Raw genomic sequence first — 18,297 nt, forward strand, 5'->3', positions numbered from 1 at the left:
TTGGAAACCACTACCACTTTTTTGCGCGGAACTCTCCGCGCATATGTCAGAGGCAAAAAAATGATGGCTTTTTGATGTTCCAATTAACGATGTATTAACAAACTTCTGAATGGCCTTTTGTATGATGCAATTTGATCACATGTACGATCTGGAAAAACGATGAGCGGCAGCATTGGACCGTCCTTTGTCACGTCAAGGACTGCATTGCCTGGTGCACACCAGTAAACACATTGCGCGGCGTTTGCCATTTTGGGCTCGTTGCCGCCTTTCGCTACTTTTCACATTAATGACCGGGCGGCAGACCAAACCGGACATTTGCAACTTAACTTTGCAGGTTAAGAAATACGGAGGAAAAATGCTCCCGTAGTCCAAAACAGAAACGTTTGTTTTCGAAGTTAGGCCTCCCAAATACAATTTGACGAGCCCTACAGTGTTGCGAGGTCAGGGTGGCGATAGGCCTCTGGGTACGACATTGGCTTGAAAGGCCCATTGGGCACAACGCTATTCCAACTGCGTCCGAAATAACCCTGGCGGCAGTGTACAAGAGACCCTGCCTCGGCAATTCCGGGCAACTCGTATACTCGGCACAGCCACCGCCACAAGTATGGGTAATCTAGGATTCTCGCTCCATTAAGCTTCATTCGCACATAGTAGACGGGATCGTGACGATAGAGAGTTGGGAATAGGCGAAGATCTACTTCTGAAAAGTGGTTGCCTGTCAAATAGGGCCTGCCATCTGAGAGATGCTCCTCCAAATATTCGAGTGTCTCAAAATAGGCGTCAAAGGCTGTTTCATAGATCCTTTGATCAGACGAAAACCCGGCCTTGTAGGCACCATTGTTAATCGCTGTATAAATCCGTTCGTTCAGGTCGTGAATTTGGTGACGCGGCACTTCGTCTGGGTAAAGCTTAACGCGTTCAGCTGCCGGGATTGTGCTGCCAAGAGAATCCGCTGAGGCGTCCAGCATTCGGACAATTTCAGCGCTTTCGTTGTTAACTATGCGCCCTGCAATCTTGTCATACAGGATTGGAAGGGATTGCTCTTCAGAGCCTTCGGCACGATAGATCTCTTTGGCAAGTCGCAGTCCTTTGCCGGTGCCGGTTTCACTCGTGCATTCTGGCAAAGTCTCACCTGTGAGCGATGCAATCCGATCAGGTGCAAACTCCCACAGGTTTGGCGCCTCTGGATCGTCGTCGCCGGTGCGGTTTGGAAATGCAACGTCCATCGTGATGCTGTTTCGAAGGCCCAGCACATTTCGCGCCAGCGTCACTCTGTGACACCACGGACAATTCAGTGCGACGAAAAGGTGATAGCGATCAGGTTCTGCCGGAAACACTGGATCGCCAATAGCGTGGCGAAAGCCGCTTACACCGCGCACGAATTCACCCCGTGCGCGGCGCTTGTTGATATCAGTTTGGTCTTCTTCTGTAGACGTGTCGGTCATGACTTCAGCATCATCCTCTGAGGCGGTGATGCAAGATGATTGGCACGGCCAATTCTTCCTCATCGCTTAGATGCCGTTTCAGGAACGCTTCAATCGTGTTGCACGTCGCATGGAGCTGTCCGGCTTCGTCATAGGCTTGCTCCTCATCAAGTGCGGATAGCTTGATCACACGGTTCGCCGTGCGGGTGAAGTCACTCAGCACCGTATCCAGATCGAAGTGATCCTGTTCCAGCAACTCAAGCCCCGCATCAAAACGAGGGTCCGCAGCAGATAGTTCAGGGAAATAGCTGCGATCTTCCCAGCCGTGATGGCCATGCAGGTTCCCAACAAGGTTGCCGCCATAGTAGGACAGCCGCCCCACGTAGTCGTCCAACCCCATCTCGTTGCTCAAAACCCCTTCTGTATCCAGGCGAATACGTTCCGCCACTCGGCGGAACATCTCATGCGCGCCGAGCCAATGCTTGGTTTTCTCTTTGAAACCTGGATGGGCTTCCCAACTGTCGCGGGGGTATTGGTCCAAGAGAAACCGCATTTCTTGAGGCATGTCGTCTTGGCGAATGGTATATGTATCGAGCATCGGTTGTCTCCTTTCAGGCCAAAGATGGGAGGTCAGGCAACCGCTCGCCACTAGCGAGAACGCACAGTCACTATGCGTCAGCGAACCCCTGCGAAGTCGGTTCAACACAAACCAGCGATCTTGCGCTTCTAGGCTTCGATGCCGAGCTGGATGAAATCTTGTAGGTCTTTGCGGCTACCCGAGGCCTTTGTCAGAACGGCATCAATGTTTTGCGGCGGAATATATTACGTGGGTGCGTGATGGATATCGAAAACCTGAAACGCCTGATCGGTCTCCACGATTGTTTGACCGCCGAGCTCGATCCGCACCCTATGGGGCACTGCCCGCATCGCAGGTGGTCGCGGATAGTCTTGGACGTTTTCAGTTGTCCAACTTGTCATTTCGAACCTTGGCTATGAATCGTTTGTTCCATCTTCGAACTAGCGTGTAACCGGCGCTATTCTAGCGGAAAAGCTGTCAGCACATGGCGGGTGAACTTGCACCATCAAGACGCTCAATGTCAGCTTTGATCGGGCAGCACTTTTTGACCGGCGTTGCAGGCCGAGAAGCCGAAATGAGTGTCCTAACTCTACCAGTTCGCCAACAGTTCGCCCATGCGCTCTAGGCCAAGGTCGAGGTTGGCAGCAGCACCTCCCCCCACACCCAGTCGGATGTGGTTCCGCATCCCGTATGACGAGCCCGGTAAGAGAAACGTCCGATAGGGATCAGCGAGCAAACGTTTGGCGAACACGTCGCCGTCAATCCCATCGAGCCGTGCCAAACCAATCAATCCAGCCTGAGGTTTGACCCAATCGAGGCCGCGTTGATCGGCAACAAACCTATCCAGGCGTTCCAGTGTTTTCATCCCAGCTGCGCGTGCAGCTTTTATAGCCTGATTGTATCGGTCAGGCCTCAAGGCGATTTCGGCAATGACTTCGCCGAGAATATTCATAATTTCGCTCGAGTTTTCCCGCAGAATAATAGCGTCCCAAATCAAATCAGGATCACGGCAAACCATCCAGCCGGTTCGCAGCCCTTGGAGCCCCAATGCCTTGGAAACGCTGCCTGTCGTGATACCCCTAGGATACAAACCAGCAATCGAAGGGGCACGGGATCCGACCCACTCCAATCCTGCATAAACCTCATCAACAACCAGCCATGCGCCGACGCGATCTGCAATTTGAATAAGCCTTTCAAGCTCTGCTTGCGTCATCAACTGCCCGGTGGGATTATTGGGGTTGGTTATAAAGATTAGTCGAGTGCGTTCTGTTACTGCGGCCTCAACGTTGTCGAGCGGCAATACCCAACCAGCACTCTCTTCGCGGTCGACAACTTTTAGCGTCGCGCCAACTGCCTCTGCCAATACGCCCGCTTGTGGCCAACCCGGGCGTTCCGTTACGACTTCGTCGTCCGGTTGGACCAATTGCATGAATGCAAGATAATTGGCTTCTGCTGCGCCGGCGGTGATCAGAACGTCGTCTGGCTTGCAAACATCAGACAAGCCGGCGCGGTCCAAGACATGTCGTCGTAAAGCAGGCAGACCGCGAAAACTCTTTTGGTTCCAATCCAACGGCAGCGCTGGATCCAGTGCATCCATGAACTCACCCAAACGCGGCGACTCTGACAAGGAAAACCCGACGAACGCATCTGGATCCGCTTCCGTAGTATCCAATAGGTATTGAAAAAGTGTGTGTATCTTGACTTTCATGCTCTACTCAAAATCCTTGTAGTCAATCCGGGAGAGATTCTGTGCAAGCAGAGGGATTTGTCAAAGGGCGACCGATTGACCTTGCGGTTTTGGACTACGGGCTGTTCAAGGTCCATTCCACTGGCCGCATAATTGGTATCTGCGGGTTTCTGATCCGAACAGATTTGGGAGAAGCAATACTCATCGACACTGGATTTCCTGAAAAATACGCCATTGATACCGACGCCGCGGTCAAAGAAGATCGATTGTTCGAGTTTGGCGAGGTTCTGAAGTGCGAACCAGATAATCTGCCACGCGCACAGCTGGCAAAACTCGGGCTTCTTCCGTCAGACATTACACTACAGATTTGTACGCACACCCATATCGACCATATCGGTGCATTGGGCGACTTACCAAGCAGCCCAATTCTTATCTCTTCCGCGGAGCGAGCCTTACCCCGACCGTTGTACTGGGGCGATATGCGGCCTTTGCAATGGCCCGATCAGGATTACCTGGTTGTTGATGACGACGTAGAGATTGGGCCAGGTATCTTCGTTTTGATGGCACCCGGTCATGCGCCTGGCCAGATCGCGGTAATGGTCGATCTTCCGTCGGGGACGGTTTTACTAACCAGTGATGCGATTTCCCGACCAGCAGAAATCGACGAGAAGTTTGCCGGGTCTTGGGACGAGGATGCAGCGATTGCCAGCGCAGACAGGTTGATGCGTCTGGCATCCGAGCGAGATGCGTTCGTAATCTATGGGCATTGTCCAAAGCAATGGCCTGTTCTGAAAAAAGCACCAGAAGTCTACAGCTGATCCCACCCAATGGACCATTTTCCATAAAGGCAACGGTGCGCCTAGGAGTTATCTGACGTCGCGCCCTTGATTCAGGACAATCACATTCCCACTGGAGACATCACCAGCCGGCGAAATTAGAAAACCGACCCAAGCGGCGATTTGCTCGGGCAGCATCGCGCGGCCATGCGGCATAGCATTAATGGCTTTCTCCAAGACGTCCTTGGTTAAGACATTGAACAACGGTGTCTCAGTCATGGCAGGTGCCAGAGAATTTACACAGATTTTTTCCTGCGCGTATCGACGGGCAAGGTCTTTCGTAAGTGTATCCATCGCCGCTTTTGACGCCCGGTAATGGGGAGGGTCGAACACATCGAAATTGTAAGCTCCATTCGATGAGATATTTACAATCTTTTTGATGCCTTCGCGTTCCAACATCAACTGAACCGCCTGCTGGCAACAGTGGAATGCAGAGTTAAAGTTTATCGCCATCTGCTTTTCCAGTTCTTCGGGCGGAATGTGCGGGAAGTCAGACATGAAGCAGGTGCCCGCGTTGTTTACCAAAGCATCCAGACCGCCATACTCTGACCTAATTCCATCAAACGTCTCAGCGATAGCAACAGGATCCTTTAGATCAACGCGGATTGGTGTGAAATCCGAACCGAACTCAGTTGCCATTTCACCTAGACCCTCCTCGTTGAGGTCCAGTCCAAACACGTGGAACCCATCTGCCCGTAGTTGGCGACAAATGGCTTGCCCCATCCCTCCCGCTGCGCCAGTCACAACCGCTGTTTTCATAACAAATCCTCCCACCTTGGTATGTTTTGGGATACTCCGAGTTAAAGCAGAAAACTCACAACCCTTTTTTCTGAAAACCGGGAAAGTCAATTCCGTTTGAATTCAGCGCGCGTTCGTTTTGGGCTCAAGCTAGACTTTGCAAAGTCCGCTTTCTGCGCATCGCTGCACATTTGTTGACAAATCAGCCTCGCGAAAGGCGATCATACTTTTTTGAACGTCTGCTTTTGACATTCCATTGTGGAACCGTTGCGGGTGAATAAAACGACCGGTTTCCGCTCCAATTCGGTTTGCCCCCCTTTTAAAGTTTCACGCGGAAAAATTTGACTTCCCCCGCCGGTCCCTTGGCTTAACACCTGCAACTTTTGATAAGGCATATGGCTTAAGCACATCAGATACGTAGCTATCACTCAAGGCCTTGCGGTCGGGAATGTACAAGCCCGGGCATGGACTTTCGCCCTAAGATTCAGAGTTTTGCGTTTTGGTGCTGGTTGATGACGCGCACCGCGGGCCATAATTATCATCGACCGCGCGCCACCTCCGATACAAGTTATTGTTGGCTTCAAAGTGCAGGTCCGCCGCTGCCCCAACTTGCCCATCAACCTCCGGGCTGCACAAAGAGACCAGTCCACGATGCCATTGCAATTTGTGCCCATCCAGAACCGTCGCTAGGCGTCCATCTGAGCAAATCATACTTACGAAATCCGGAACAGCGTTCAGATCAAACTTCGGGCTTTCTAAGTATTTTTGGGCATAGTCTTGTACAATCTCCTCGTAAGGCACCTGGGCACGATGTTCCTTTCCCAATAGCTTCTTTCTCAGAGGTTTGAACGGGTCTATCTTTTTGCCTTGTGACACGGAAATGACTTCCCCTCGATTCTGCCAGCTAAGTGTCTTTCCGACCTCGCTCAAGGCGAGCGCTCAGTTCATTGCACACTGTATCCATTGCTGGTCTTAGCGCGTCGAGCGACGGCTTCACTTAGCGCTGACCGGTGATTGACAGCGGCGTGTGATTGAGCAGGCGCCCCACAATCTCTTCCAATATCCCCGCCTCCATGGCGACCGTCGGAAGTGTTCGGCGATGGGAATGAATGGACCATTGCAGACGTTCAGGTCCCTTCAAATGCCCGCTGGGCGATTTGGGCGTCGGAAACACCCATTGACGATGCAGACCTCGCAGAGGTGCCAACATCTCGTGATGAAACTGTAAGATGGGAAGATCAAAGCTGCGTCCGTTCTTGGTCATCGGCAGATGGATGTGATCTTCGTGCATATTCCTCCATACAAGCGTCAGTGCCTCGGTTTTTGCGGAAGCCTGTGAACAAGAGCAGTTCGTAGAAAACCTTATGGATGGGGTTGTACAGCTCATCCACGGCAAGGCGCCATGCGCTCGAGGCCTCAATGATCGAACCGTTCGGTTGTTCCTCATTCCAATCGATAGCCATCGTCGGGCCTTCCTGCAGATCATGTACGCGCCGCGCATGGTTCCAGACCGTCCGAAAGTACTTCAGTGTGTGATTTGCGGAGGATGGTATTGCCGCCATGGATCTGTGACGCTCAACCGCCATCGACTTGGTTATCTCATCCAGCGGCAGGCGCAGCCAATCTTTCAAATGTAGCTCGAACTGCTGACGCACCCCGGATCGTTGAGCCTCAGACCGAAGCTTGGGACGTGCCAAATAGGTTTCCATGGCTGTCTCAAGCGTAGGCGCTCCGATCTGTAAACGCTTGCCCGCTCCCCTGCCCCAGTCAAGCGCATATCCCAGTGCAGTTTGTCGAGCAGTATCTGCGGAAATCATCGGGTAGCGCCCGATCAAAACACGCCGCGTTTGGCCTCCAACGTCTTTCTGGAAGTACCAGGTTTTCGACTGCTTCCCCACGAAGAGAACAAGCCCCTTGATCTCGCTGTCCCAGTGCTTGGCGGTGCCTTGTTTTGTCTGCGGAACCTTGCGTGCGAATGTCTCTGTGAGCTTTGGCATCTTATCGGCTTTTTGTCGGAAACAGTATGATAGTAGCTGCTACCAAATGGTACGAGCTGCAACATATTATTGAACTAAATGAAAGATATAGAAACTACACGATACTCAGTGAAACTGATCATCATTGCTTGGAAGACAGGGGCCTTACCATTAATCTTTACCTGCTCAATGTTTGGGTTGAGCAATCCAAGCATCTGGGCGTGTCAAGAACCGAAGTCACGCCGGGCGTGCATTTCTTTGGGGCGGCGGGGCTATCAGATATCCTCGCCCGGCGGCTCCAGCGCGCCGCCCGGTTCCAGCAAGGCCCGCTCGGACAGCCATGGGTTCAGCTCAAGGGCCGCAGTCAGGGCAGAACGGGCCTCATCCAACCGTCGCAGGCCCAGCAACGTCAGAGCACGGCCGCTCATGGCCGCGATGTGATTTGGGGATAGCTCCAGCGCCCGATCCAGATCGACCAAGGCCGAAGGAAAGTCTTGCCGCAGGAAATTGACGAAAGCACGTTGGTTATACCCTTCGGCGTAGTCCGGGCAGTAGAGCACCAGTTCATCAAGCTCCTGCAAAGCGCCCAGAAAATCCGATGCCTCGCGCCGCGCCATGCCACGATCCAATAGCGTCTGAGCGCGTAGGTCGGGCGCATCGGTCCACAGCTCCCACATCCGGTTGGAAATCCCGCGCGCCTCGGACTGCGACTCGGCCTGCTGAATTTTCGCAATCAGCGCGCCCATTCCTTCCGAATGATCCGGTGCAGACGGGCAGGACTGCGCCAAAGCGGGCGTCGTAAGCCAAAGGGCAAAGACAGATGCTATGAACGTGCGGGTCATAGACCAAGTGTGACGCACAATCCGCTTTGGTCAAGTTTCGCGGTCAATGCCGCCCAGCAAACCGGTTTCTTTAACCGCCTCCATAGCAACAAAGGTTGAGGTATTGGCGACATGCGGCAGGGATGAGATCTTCTCGGCCAGCACCGCGCGGTATTCCGACATCGACCCGGTGCGCACCTTCAGCAGATAGTCGAAATTCGACGCGATCATATGGGCTTGCTCGATCTCGGCGATCTTGCGGACGGCGGCGTTGAATTCGGCGAGCGCTTTTTCGCGTGTGTCGGTCATGCGCACCTCGACAAAGGCCACGTGATCCAGACCCAACCGGATCGGATCCAACATTGCCCTGTATCCCGTAATCACCCCGTCGGCCTCAAGCCGCTTCAACCGCGCCTGAGTCGGAGATTTCGACAACCCGATCCGCCGCGCCAGATCCGCGACCGAGATGCGCCCATCTTCGGCCAGAGCCTGTAGAATCGCGCGATCAAAGCGGTCGAGGTTCGGAAAGTCCTTTTGCATCGATATACCGTCATAAATCAGTTCATTTGACCGGTGTATGACAAAACTTGGTCCGTTGTCCCGAGAAAATGCGCGTATACTGATAAAAACGCCCGGAGGAACCATGTCTCACAGCCTGCGCACATCCATCGACACACAGACCTACGCCGATCAATCGACCGTTCTGCAGGCATTGACCGATCAGGCAGCCCTGTCCGAGGCGGACCGTCGCGCCATCTGCGACGCGGCGGCCCAGTTGGTCCGCGATATCCGGTCCAGCACGTCGCCCGGCATGATGGAAGTGTTTCTGGCCGAATACGGCCTGTCCACCGACGAAGGCGTGGCGCTGATGTGCCTGGCCGAGGCGCTGCTGCGAGTACCCGATGCGGATACGATTGATGCGCTGATCGAAGACAAGATCGCGCCCTCGGACTGGGGCAAACACTTGGGGCAGTCCTCATCCTCGCTGGTCAATGCCTCGACCTGGGCCTTGATGCTGACCGGCAAGGTGCTTGATGAGGGTAAGGCCTCGCCCGTCGGTGCCCTGCGGGGGGCGATCAAGCGGCTAGGTGAGCCGGTCATTCGCACCGCCGTGGGACGCGCGATGAAAGAGATGGGGCGTCAGTTCGTTCTGGGTGAGACCATTCAATCGGCCATGGATCGCGCCAGCGGGATGGAGGCCAAGGGCTACACCTACTCCTACGACATGCTGGGCGAAGCGGCCCGGACCGAGGCTGACGCCGCCCGCTATCACCTGTCCTATTCGCGCGCCATCGCCGCCATTGCCGAGGCGTGTACCCATGACGACATCCGCGCCAATCCCGGCATCTCGGTCAAGCTGTCCGCCCTGCATCCGCGTTATGAACTGGCGCAGGAGGCGCGTGTCATGGACGAACTTGTCCCCCGCTTGCGCGCGCTGGCCCTGCTGGCCAAGGCTGCCGGCATGGGCCTGAATGTGGACGCCGAGGAGGCCGACCGGCTGTCCCTGTCCCTGCAAGTGATCGAGGAGGTCATGGCCGAGCCTGCCTTGGCCGGTTGGGATGGGTTCGGCATCGTGGTTCAGGCTTACGGCCCGCGTGCCGGTTTGGTTCTGGATACGCTTTACGACATGGCCCAGCGTCATGATCGCAAGCTGATGGTGCGGCTGGTCAAAGGCGCCTATTGGGATACAGAGATCAAGCGCGCGCAGGTCGAAGGGGTCGATGGCTTTCCGGTCTTTACTCAAAAGGCCGCGACCGATGTCTCGTATATCGCCAATGCCCGCAAGCTGCTGGGCATGACTGACCGGATCTATCCGCAATTTGCCACGCATAACGCTCATACTGTCAGCGCGATCCTGCATATGGCCGAGGGGCAGCCGTTCGAGTTCCAGCGCCTGCATGGGATGGGCGAAACGCTGCACGGGCTGGTATTGGACAAACACAAAACCCGCTGCCGTATCTACGCGCCGGTCGGGGCGCATCGCGATTTGCTGGCCTATCTGGTCCGGCGTCTGTTGGAGAACGGTGCGAACTCATCCTTCGTAAACCAGATTGTGGATGAGGCCGTGCCACCCGAAGAGGTCGCCACTGATCCCTTCACCGCAGTTGGGACACCGCCCTCGCCTCTGTCCACCGGGCCAGAGCTGTTTTTGCCTGAGCGTCCAAACTCCAATGGCTTTGATCTGCACCACACACCAACGCTGGACCAGATCGACGCAGCACGGGATCGGTTTCGAGAAACCGAGTGGCGTGCCGGGCCGCTCTTGTCCGAGGACGCGAAACCCATGGCTGAAGAGCCGGTGGTTAACCCGGCTAAACCACAGGACAAGCCCGGCACAGTTGCGCCGACCAGCACTGCGGATGTGGAGCTTGCCCTGGCCTCGGCCAGCCCCTGGCAAGCCCCAGCAGAGCAACGTGCCAAAAATCTGAACGCAGCCGCGGATCTCTATGAGGCCAATTTCGGAGAGCTTTTTGCCCTTCTGGCGCGCGAGGCCGGGAAATCCCTGCCCGATGCGGTTGCCGAGTTGCGCGAAGCGGTAGATTTCCTGCGCTACTACGCGGCGAACATCCCCGATGCCAAACCGGCTGGGGTCTTCACCTGTATCAGCCCGTGGAACTTCCCCCTGGCGATTTTCACCGGACAGATTTCGGCGGCTTTGGCAACCGGCAACGCCGTCCTCGCCAAACCCGCACCGCAAACGCCTCTGATCGCGCATCGCGCGGTGCAGCTGTTGCACGAGGCCGGAGTTCCTCGCGATGTACTACAATTGCTACCCGGCGGACCGGAGGTCGGGGCCGCGCTCACCTCGGACGCGCGCGTCTCGGGCGTGGCGTTCACCGGATCGACGGCGACGGCGTTGAAAATCCGCTCGGCCATGGCGCAGAACATGCGGCCCGGCACACCTCTCATCGCCGAGACGGGCGGTTTGAACGCGATGATCGTGGACAGTACGGCGCTGCCGGAACAGGCGGTGCAGTCCATCATCGAAAGCGCGTTTCAATCAGCTGGTCAGCGTTGCTCGGCCCTGCGCTGCCTCTATCTGCAAGAGGATATCGCCGAGGATGTGCTGACCATGCTCAAAGGCGCGATGGACGCGCTGCGGGTCGGTGATCCATGGCTGATCTCAACCGATTGCGGGCCGGTCATTGATGAGGCTGCGCGTCAGGGGATCGCAGATCACGTCGCGAAAGCCCGTTCAGAAGGTCGCGTTCTGAAAGAACTCAACACGCCGCCCGAGGGGACATTCATTGCCCCCACCCTGATCGAAATTGGCAGCATCGCCGATTTGGAACGTGAAATTTTCGGCCCGGTTCTGCATGTCGCCCGCTTCAAAGCGCAAGAGATCGACGCGGTGATCGCCGACATCAACGCCACTGGCTACGGGCTGACCTTCGGCCTGCACACCCGCATCGACGACCGTGTCCAGCATGTGACCGAGGCGATCCATGCAGGCAATGTCTATGTGAACCGCAACCAGATCGGCGCCATCGTGGGATCTCAACCTTTCGGAGGCGAGGGGCTTTCGGGAACAGGCCCCAAGGCGGGCGGGCCGAACTACATGGCCCGCTTCTGCGCTCCGGATCGTCAGAGCACCTCAGAGACATGGCAGACGACTGCGGATTTGCCTGCGCCGAAAGGGCAACCGGCCCCGGTTCGCACCCAAACCCTGCCCGGACCTACGGGGGAATCAAACCGGTTATCTGAATTTGCGCGGCCTCCGCTGTTGTGCCTCGGCCCCGGCGAGACCGCCGCGCGCGCTCAGGCAGATGCGGTTCTGGCCTTGGGTGGGACGGCGATTGAGGCAACGGGCATGCTCGACCTGCATCGTCTGAAAAACCTGACGGGCTTCGCGGGCGTTGTCTGGTGGGGCGACGAGGAAACCGCCCGTCAGATCGAACAGCATCTGGCGCGGCGCGACGGACCGATCCTGCCCATGATCCCCGGCCTGCCGGATCGCACGCGGGTCTTGGCGGAACGCCATGTCTGCGTCGATACAACGGCGGCGGGCGGCAATGCGGCGCTGTTGGGTGGTGCGGCATAACCTGACCTTGACGCTGGGCGCGGAAAAGCCCAGCGTCGCGCCATGTTTCCGATCCGAGATCACAACCCCTCGGGGCGCACGCCCTATGTTGTCTACGCCCTGATGGCGGCGAATATCCTGATCTTCGTCAGCTATGTCGGGATCATGGACAACGCACGGGTGCTTCAGCAGTTCTATTTCGACTACGCGATCATTCCCGCCCGTAGCGCCGAAGGGGTCGCACTCGAGACCTTCGTGACCTCGATGTTCCTGCATGGCGGCTGGATGCATCTGGCGGGCAACATGCTGTTTCTGTGGATTTTCGGGGACAATCTGGAAGACGAAATGGGCCACCTGCCCTTTCTGCTGTTCTACCTTGTCGCCGGGATCGGAGCCGGACTGATCCATGTGATCACCGCACCCGACTCGATAGTACCCACAATAGGCGCATCCGGAGCGATTGCTGGCGTGATGGGCGGGTATCTACTGCTTTTTCCCAAAGCCCGCGTGGATATTCTGCTGATCCTGATCGTCTATTTCAGGGTCTTTACCATCCCGGCCTTCGTGATGCTCGGGGTTTGGCTGGCCCTGCAGTTTTTCGGCAGTCTTTCCAGCAACCCCAACGAAGGCGGCGTTGCTTATTGGGCCCATACCGGAGGGTTCATCGTGGGGCTGATCCTGTGTATCCCGCTCTGGCTGAAACGCGGAGGGCCAGCGTACTGGGACCGCACGCACGGTCACCCGCCTCACCCCGAGACGAAATACAAGCTTTCGCAATCGCGGATCCCGCGCGTGCCGCGTAGGTAAAGGCGTTTAAAGCGTTTTGCGTTTTATCTGAGGCAAAGTGGTCGAAATGCGCGTTCGATCGAAGGGAGAGGCAGCGTTTTTCGATTCAAATCAAACGCAAAGCGATCTAGCCCCGGATGACCTTGGCAAAGCTGTCAAAGATCGGCTCGTTGGCGCAGATGACCTCGCCATCTTCCAGAATGCTGCCTTCGGGGTTCAAGGGCTGAACCAGACCACCGGCCTCTTTCACGATGATGATCCCGGCGGCCAAGTCCCATGCGTTCAAGCGGCGCTCCCAAAAGCCCTCGTAGCGACCAGCCGCCACATAAGCCATGTCGAGCGCGGCTGCGCCCCAGCGGCGCACGCCGGCACATGTGGGCATCAAACGCGCCAGATCCTGCAGCGTGGCAGGCAGATCCGATCGACCACCGAAAGGCAAACCGGTCGAGAAAACAGACTCGATCATGCGGTGACGGCCCGAGACGCGGATGCGCATATCGTTCATCCAGGCACCTTCGCCTTTTTCGGCAAAGAACATCTCGTCCTTGGCGGCGTCGTAGATCACACCGGCGACGATCTTGCCTTTGTGTTCCAGCGCGATCGAGATCGCCCAGTGCGGCAACCCGTGCAAGAAGTTGGTTGTGCCATCCAGCGGATCGACGATCCAACGGCGGGTCGGATCCTCGCCGTCAATCGCGCCGCCCTCTTCGGCCAGCCAGCCATAGGTGGGGCGTGCGCCCAGCAGTTCTTCTTTCAAAATGTCTTCGGCAGCGATGTCGGCCTTGGACACAAAATCCCCGGCGCCTTTCATCGACACCTGCAGGTTCTCGACTTCACGGAAATCCTTGACCAGAGACCGCCCCGCCTTGCGCGCGGCTTTGATCATGATGTTGAGATTTGCACTGCCAACCATTGTGAAAAGGCTCCTGTCCGGTCAAACCGCGCGTATACTGATGCAATGCGCCCTTGCCAAGAGGAATGATGCGCATAGCAGACCCAAGCGAAACGCCGTTACTGCGCCTGCAACTTCCGCGCCTCGTCCCGCGCCAGTTTGACCAGCTCTTGGACAAAGGGTTTTTCCAGATCCTCAGTGCGGACAGCGGCATAGAGACGACGGGTGATCCCTTCTTTTGTCAGCGGGCGGGTGACGTAGTCCGAATTATACTTGACCTCACGCACGACCCAATCCGGCAAGACAGAAATCCCTCGATTTGAGGCGACAAGCAGCAGGATCACGGCGGTTAGTTCGACCTGACGGATGCTAGCCGGTTCAACCCGAGCCGGGATCAGCAACTGGCTGAACACGTCCAATCGCGTGCGCTCGACCGGATAGGTGATCAGGGTCTGACCGCGAAAATCCTCGGCCTTGATGAAGTCTTTCTCGGCCAGCGGATGCGAAGATGCCGCTACGAATACCGGGTTATAGTCGAACAACTCCACGAACTCGACACCCGGCAGGTCTTCAGGGTCAGAGGATACAACCAGGTCGACCTCCTCCTTCTGCAAGGCAGGCAGCGCGTCGAACGCGAGGCCAGGGCGGATATCTACGTCGACATCGCCCCAGGATTTGCGGAAGGACTCCAACACTGGAAATAGCCATTCGAAACAGGCGTGGCATTCAATCGCAATATGCATCCGACCCGTGCGGCCATCGCGCAGGGATGAGAACTCATGCTGCGCGGCCTCGACCTGAGGCAGAATCTGCTCGGCCAGCCGCAACAGACGCAGACCCGCCGCCGACAGCTTCATCGGCTTGGACCGACGCAGGAACAATTCGACCCCGGCTTGATCCTCCAGCCCTTTGATCTGGTGGCTCAGCGCCGATTGGGTGATGTTCAGCTGATCAGCCGCACGCGCCAGACCGCCACAGTCATGGATCGCCTTGATGGTGCGCAGGTGCCGGAATTCGATGTGCATGTGAAGTGGGGCTCATGTTGTTCTTGAGGAATATGAGTTTGTCTCACAATGCGTGTCATGCGACAAGACCCTCAATTGATCCAGAGAGGCTGCGATGACCAAACCTGAAATCTCATTCGAGTTTTTTCCACCCAAAACGCTGGAGGCCTCATTCCGGCTGTGGGATACGGTGCAGACGCTGGCCCCTTTGGAGCCTCGGTTCGTTTCTGTCACCTATGGCGCGGGAGGTACGACGCGCGAGTTGACGCGCGATGCCGTCGCGACTTTGCACAAGTCATCGGGACTGCCAGTTGCGGCGCATTTGACCTGCGTCGATGCCTCGCGTCAGGAAACGCTGGATATTGCAGACACCTTCGCCCGTGCCGGTGTCGAAAACATCGTCGCATTGCGGGGCGATCCGCCGAAGGGTCAGGACAGGTTTGTCCCTCACCCCGAAGGTTTTGCCAACTCTGTTGAATTGATTGAGGCCCTCGCAGAAACAGAGATGTTCAGCATTCGCGTTGGCGCCTATCCCGACATTCACCCCGAAGCACGGGATACGCGGGCCGATATCGACTGGCTCAAGGCCAAGCTGGACGCGGGCGCCGATGAGGCATTGACGCAATTCTTCTTCGAGGCCGAGACCTTCTTCCGGTTCCGTGATGCCTGTGTCAAAGCCGGGATCGATAAGCCGATCGTACCGGGCATCCTGCCGATCGAAAACTGGAAAGGCGCGCGCGCATTTGCCCAGCGCTGCGGCACACGGATACCCGATTGGGTCGATCATGCCTTTGAAAAAGCCCTGCGTGATGATCGCGAGGATCTGCTGGCTACGGCCCTTTGCACCGAGCTGTGTTCGGACCTGCTGGAGGGCGGCGTCGACAAGCTACACTTCTACACCCTGAACCGGCCCGAGCTGACCCGCGACGTGTGCTTCGCCCTTGGGATCACCCCGAAAGCCGAACTGCAGAACGTCGCCTGATCCCTGTCGACAAAGACGAAATGCCCGCGGCATCCGAAAGCGCGGGCATTTTGCTTTGCCGCTGGAACAATGTCTGCACGGCCAGATCATTGTTCCCCGCAACTGGTTCAATCTTGAGAAGAATTTGACAAAATCGTGACCGTACTCAAACTGGTCTCGTGTACGTTAATGAGTGTTTTTGAGTATGAAACCTGTCGATAAGATCGCAGCGCGAAACAGCGCGCTGGCGGACCTAGGGTTGTCCCCCTCTGCCAGTTCCGACGAAATCCGCGAAGCTTGGCGCAATATTGCCTTCCGGGCGCATCCGGACCACATGCCGGGGGATTGCGAAGACTTCTCGCGCGCCAAGACAGCCTATGACTTTCTGCGCAAACAAGGGTTGGGCGCAAAAGGCGCATCAGGACTGCAAATGCCTAAGCGGCCACGCCTCAAAAAACGTGTGATCGAGTTGCCGTCCGAAGATATTGCCGCCTGCAAATCCATGCTGAACCCGACGCAAGCACTGCCGCATATGGCGGGTTCGCCATCGCCTCGGGACACAGATGTCGAACCGGCCGCGTCAGACCATGTGCCCGATGCCGTCGGATGCTACGGTCGTCACCTGACCTTTTTCGTGGCAACGCCGGTTACCGAAGGGGCGAACCGCATCGCACTTCCGACCTCGTTGCTAAGCAACAGACGGCATGTCGAGACCGAGATTCTGAGCTTCAAGTCCAACAATGCCGGCCCGGGCGAGGTGGTGATTCCTGACACCATTTGCGAACGCAAATTTCCGGGGGCAAAGAGTGTCCGTATCCGGTTCGAAGCCAATCAGGACATGATCGACGAATTCTGGCTGGCTGGATAGTCAGCCAGAAAGAAGCCCGGCTCAGTGGAGGGGAGCCGGGCTGTTTTTTTTACGACATTGTCTGCGCGATTAGTTGCTGACCGGACCTTCCGAGGTGAATTTCGGGATTACGCTGGTCGATGCGTCCGCGCTTTCGATACCGGGCCAGTTACCTTCGGCCAGGTTGATGTTGCCGGGGATGTCCTCTTCGAAGAAGCCCACAACAACGTCGGTGATGTTCAGGTACAGTTTGTCATCAACGATGCGCCATAGGTTCGGGTTTGCCGGCACCTTGCCGCCTTTTGAGACGCCATAGGCGCAGTGCCCGTCATATTGAGGTGCGTAATAGGCCGGGTTCTCAAGAAACTTGTCGCGGTTCTCTTCCGATGCAAAAGCCCAAGTTGCGCCGTTGTATTCCGCCGTGATGTCGGCATTGCCGCGTACACCTTCTGGCTGCGACGTCCCCACCGGTGCCTGATCAAGGCCGCGATAGGCGACTACATCGTAGCCAGAGACCGCGAATCCAGTTCCGTCGACATATTGGGGGCCTGCAAAAGCCGGAATTGCCAGAGCCATGGCCGCAGCAAAAGACAGGGCAAAACGTTTCATGTGGTCATTCCTTTTTCGTGTATCGGGGGTGCCGTTTGGCTGACACGACAAACAATAAGCGATTCTGAGGCGCTTCGTAGTGCCGCTCGCGCCGGTGTGACCATCAACGAGATTTCGTGAGAGAATTATTACAGTTTCCTGCGTCAAGCGGGGTTGGACTCGGGGATTTGCAACATTAGCTGTTAGCGCATCGGCTTTGCAGCCCTGCGATTGGCAAGAAAGGCATCAGATGAGCGATCAATCCACCTACACCCCCCCAAAAGTCTGGACCTGGGACAGCGAAAGCGGCGGGCGCTTCGCCAATATCAACCGCCCCATCGCCGGAGCAACCCATGACAAGGACCTGCCCATCGGTCGCCACCCCATGCAGCTTTATTCGCTGGCCACACCGAATGGCGTCAAAGTGACCGTCATGCTCGAGGAGCTTTTGGCGCTGGGTCACGAAGAAGCCGAATACAACGCGTGGCTGATCAATATCGGCGAAGGGGACCAGTTCAGCTCGGGCTTTGTCGAGGCGAACCCGAACTCGAAAATCCCAGCGCTCTGGGATCGGTCGGGCGAGGAACCAGTGCGCGTCTTCGAAAGCGCTTCGATCCTGTTCCATCTGGCCGAAAAATTCGGAGCGTTCTTGCCCGAGTCAGGCCCGGAACGGACCGAAGTGATGAACTGGGTGTTCTGGCAGATGGGCAGCGCGCCTTATCTGGGCGGCGGATTCGGCCATTTCTACGCTTACGCGCCTGAGAAATGGGAATACCCGATCAACCGCTTTGCAATGGAGGCGAAACGCCAGTTGGACGTGCTGGACCGTCAACTGGCCGAAAACAACTATATCGCAGGCGAGGATTACTCGATCGCGGATATGGCGATTTGGCCCTGGTATGGGCAGCTGGTTCTTGGGCGTCTCTATGATGCTGCCGAGTTCCTCGATGTGGAATCCTATGAAAACGTCATGCGTTGGGCCAAGGCGATTGACGCGCGCCCGGCCGTAAAGCGAGGCCGCATGGTAAACCGCCCGTTTGGCGAGCTGCACACGCAGCTGCATGAACGTCACGAGGCCAGCGATTTTGATACCCGCACGCAGGACAAGCTGGAAGCGGCGGCGGATTAATTCTCTTCGA

The 18,297-nt window shown here is 56.7% G+C and carries 15 protein-coding genes and 1 pseudogene; 6 read left to right on the forward strand and 10 right to left on the reverse strand.

Annotated features, from left to right (window positions below; translation table 11 throughout):
- Positions 1 to 425: 425 nt before the first annotated feature.
- From ACR0NO_RS03555 to ACR0NO_RS03565, 3 genes are all read right to left on the reverse strand, one after another.
- Positions 426 to 1,445 carry a glutathione S-transferase C-terminal domain-containing protein gene (locus tag ACR0NO_RS03555; RefSeq protein WP_480722996.1) on the reverse strand — a complete coding sequence of 340 codons (1,020 nt, stop codon included), beginning with the start codon at positions 1,443 to 1,445 and terminating at the stop codon, positions 426 to 428.
- A 10-nt stretch (positions 1,446 to 1,455) separates the two neighbouring features.
- A complete protein-coding gene (locus ACR0NO_RS03560) occupies positions 1,456 to 2,022 on the reverse strand; it encodes a hemerythrin domain-containing protein (protein ID WP_480722997.1) in 567 nt (188 codons plus the stop codon).
- A gap of 568 nt (positions 2,023 to 2,590) precedes the next feature.
- Positions 2,591 to 3,709, reverse strand: coding sequence for a pyridoxal phosphate-dependent aminotransferase (locus tag ACR0NO_RS03565; protein ID WP_480722998.1), 1,119 nt, complete (start codon positions 3,707 to 3,709; stop codon positions 2,591 to 2,593).
- A gap of 41 nt (positions 3,710 to 3,750) precedes the next feature.
- On the opposite strand from ACR0NO_RS03565, the gene ACR0NO_RS03570 reads away from it, so the two are divergent.
- Positions 3,751 to 4,506: an N-acyl homoserine lactonase family protein gene (locus ACR0NO_RS03570; RefSeq protein WP_480722999.1), complete on the forward strand. Its 756-nt coding sequence runs from the start codon at positions 3,751 to 3,753 to the stop codon at positions 4,504 to 4,506.
- 48 nt (positions 4,507 to 4,554) lie between these two features.
- Here the strand turns inward: ACR0NO_RS03570 and ACR0NO_RS03575 are convergent, their stop codons facing one another.
- The 4 genes and pseudogenes from ACR0NO_RS03575 to ACR0NO_RS03590 all read right to left on the reverse strand — a co-directional run bounded on the left by ACR0NO_RS03575 (position 4,555) and on the right by ACR0NO_RS03590 (position 8,599).
- On the reverse strand, positions 4,555 to 5,283 hold the full coding sequence (locus ACR0NO_RS03575; protein WP_480723000.1) for an SDR family NAD(P)-dependent oxidoreductase: 729 nt from the start codon (positions 5,281 to 5,283) through the stop codon (positions 4,555 to 4,557).
- An 883-nt stretch (positions 5,284 to 6,166) separates the two neighbouring features.
- A pseudogene (locus ACR0NO_RS03580) lies at positions 6,167 to 7,259 on the reverse strand (integrase arm-type DNA-binding domain-containing protein).
- A 254-nt stretch (positions 7,260 to 7,513) separates the two neighbouring features.
- The gene (locus ACR0NO_RS03585) at positions 7,514 to 8,080 is read right to left on the reverse strand and encodes a tetratricopeptide repeat protein (protein WP_480723001.1); all 567 of its coding nucleotides are present in this window, start codon (positions 8,078 to 8,080) and stop codon (positions 7,514 to 7,516) included.
- A 30-nt stretch (positions 8,081 to 8,110) separates the two neighbouring features.
- The gene (locus ACR0NO_RS03590; protein ID WP_480723002.1) at positions 8,111 to 8,599 is read right to left on the reverse strand and encodes an Lrp/AsnC family transcriptional regulator; all 489 of its coding nucleotides are present in this window, start codon (positions 8,597 to 8,599) and stop codon (positions 8,111 to 8,113) included.
- 103 nt (positions 8,600 to 8,702) lie between these two features.
- On the opposite strand from ACR0NO_RS03590, the gene putA reads away from it, so the two are divergent.
- Both putA and ACR0NO_RS03600 read left to right on the forward strand, forming a co-directional pair.
- Complete coding sequence (putA, locus tag ACR0NO_RS03595) at positions 8,703 to 12,101, forward strand: bifunctional proline dehydrogenase/L-glutamate gamma-semialdehyde dehydrogenase PutA (RefSeq protein ID WP_480723003.1); 3,399 nt, start codon at positions 8,703 to 8,705, stop codon at positions 12,099 to 12,101.
- A 42-nt stretch (positions 12,102 to 12,143) separates the two neighbouring features.
- Positions 12,144 to 12,887 (forward strand): rhomboid family intramembrane serine protease, encoded by a 744-nt coding sequence (locus tag ACR0NO_RS03600; protein ID WP_480723004.1) that lies wholly within the window; start codon positions 12,144 to 12,146, stop codon positions 12,885 to 12,887.
- Positions 12,888 to 12,993: 106 nt separating this feature from the next.
- On the opposite strand, the gene ACR0NO_RS03605 is transcribed toward ACR0NO_RS03600, so the two are convergent.
- Both ACR0NO_RS03605 and ACR0NO_RS03610 read right to left on the reverse strand, forming a co-directional pair.
- Complete coding sequence (locus tag ACR0NO_RS03605; protein WP_480723005.1) at positions 12,994 to 13,779, reverse strand: inositol monophosphatase family protein; 786 nt, start codon at positions 13,777 to 13,779, stop codon at positions 12,994 to 12,996.
- Positions 13,780 to 13,877: 98 nt separating this feature from the next.
- Positions 13,878 to 14,783, reverse strand: coding sequence for a LysR family transcriptional regulator (locus tag ACR0NO_RS03610; RefSeq protein WP_480723006.1), 906 nt, complete (start codon positions 14,781 to 14,783; stop codon positions 13,878 to 13,880).
- A 94-nt stretch (positions 14,784 to 14,877) separates the two neighbouring features.
- On the opposite strand from ACR0NO_RS03610, the gene metF reads away from it, so the two are divergent.
- A complete protein-coding gene (metF, locus tag ACR0NO_RS03615; protein WP_480723007.1) occupies positions 14,878 to 15,744 on the forward strand; it encodes a methylenetetrahydrofolate reductase [NAD(P)H] in 867 nt (288 codons plus the stop codon).
- Positions 15,745 to 15,928: 184 nt separating this feature from the next.
- Positions 15,929 to 16,591, forward strand: a complete 663-nt coding sequence (locus tag ACR0NO_RS03620; protein ID WP_480723008.1) for a J domain-containing protein — start codon at positions 15,929 to 15,931, stop codon at positions 16,589 to 16,591.
- Between the two features lie 69 nt (positions 16,592 to 16,660).
- Here ACR0NO_RS03620 and ACR0NO_RS03625 read toward each other — a convergent pair whose 3' ends face one another.
- Positions 16,661 to 17,179, reverse strand: coding sequence for a YHS domain-containing (seleno)protein (locus ACR0NO_RS03625; RefSeq protein ID WP_170643114.1), 519 nt, complete (start codon positions 17,177 to 17,179; stop codon positions 16,661 to 16,663).
- A 229-nt stretch (positions 17,180 to 17,408) separates the two neighbouring features.
- On the opposite strand from ACR0NO_RS03625, the gene yghU reads away from it, so the two are divergent.
- Entirely contained in the window at positions 17,409 to 18,287 is an 879-nt protein-coding gene (yghU, locus tag ACR0NO_RS03630) for a glutathione-dependent disulfide-bond oxidoreductase (protein ID WP_480723009.1), read from the forward strand.
- Positions 18,288 to 18,297: the final 10 nt, after the last annotated feature.

The sequence above is a fragment of the Ruegeria sp. CL3 genome (assembly GCF_056536505.1).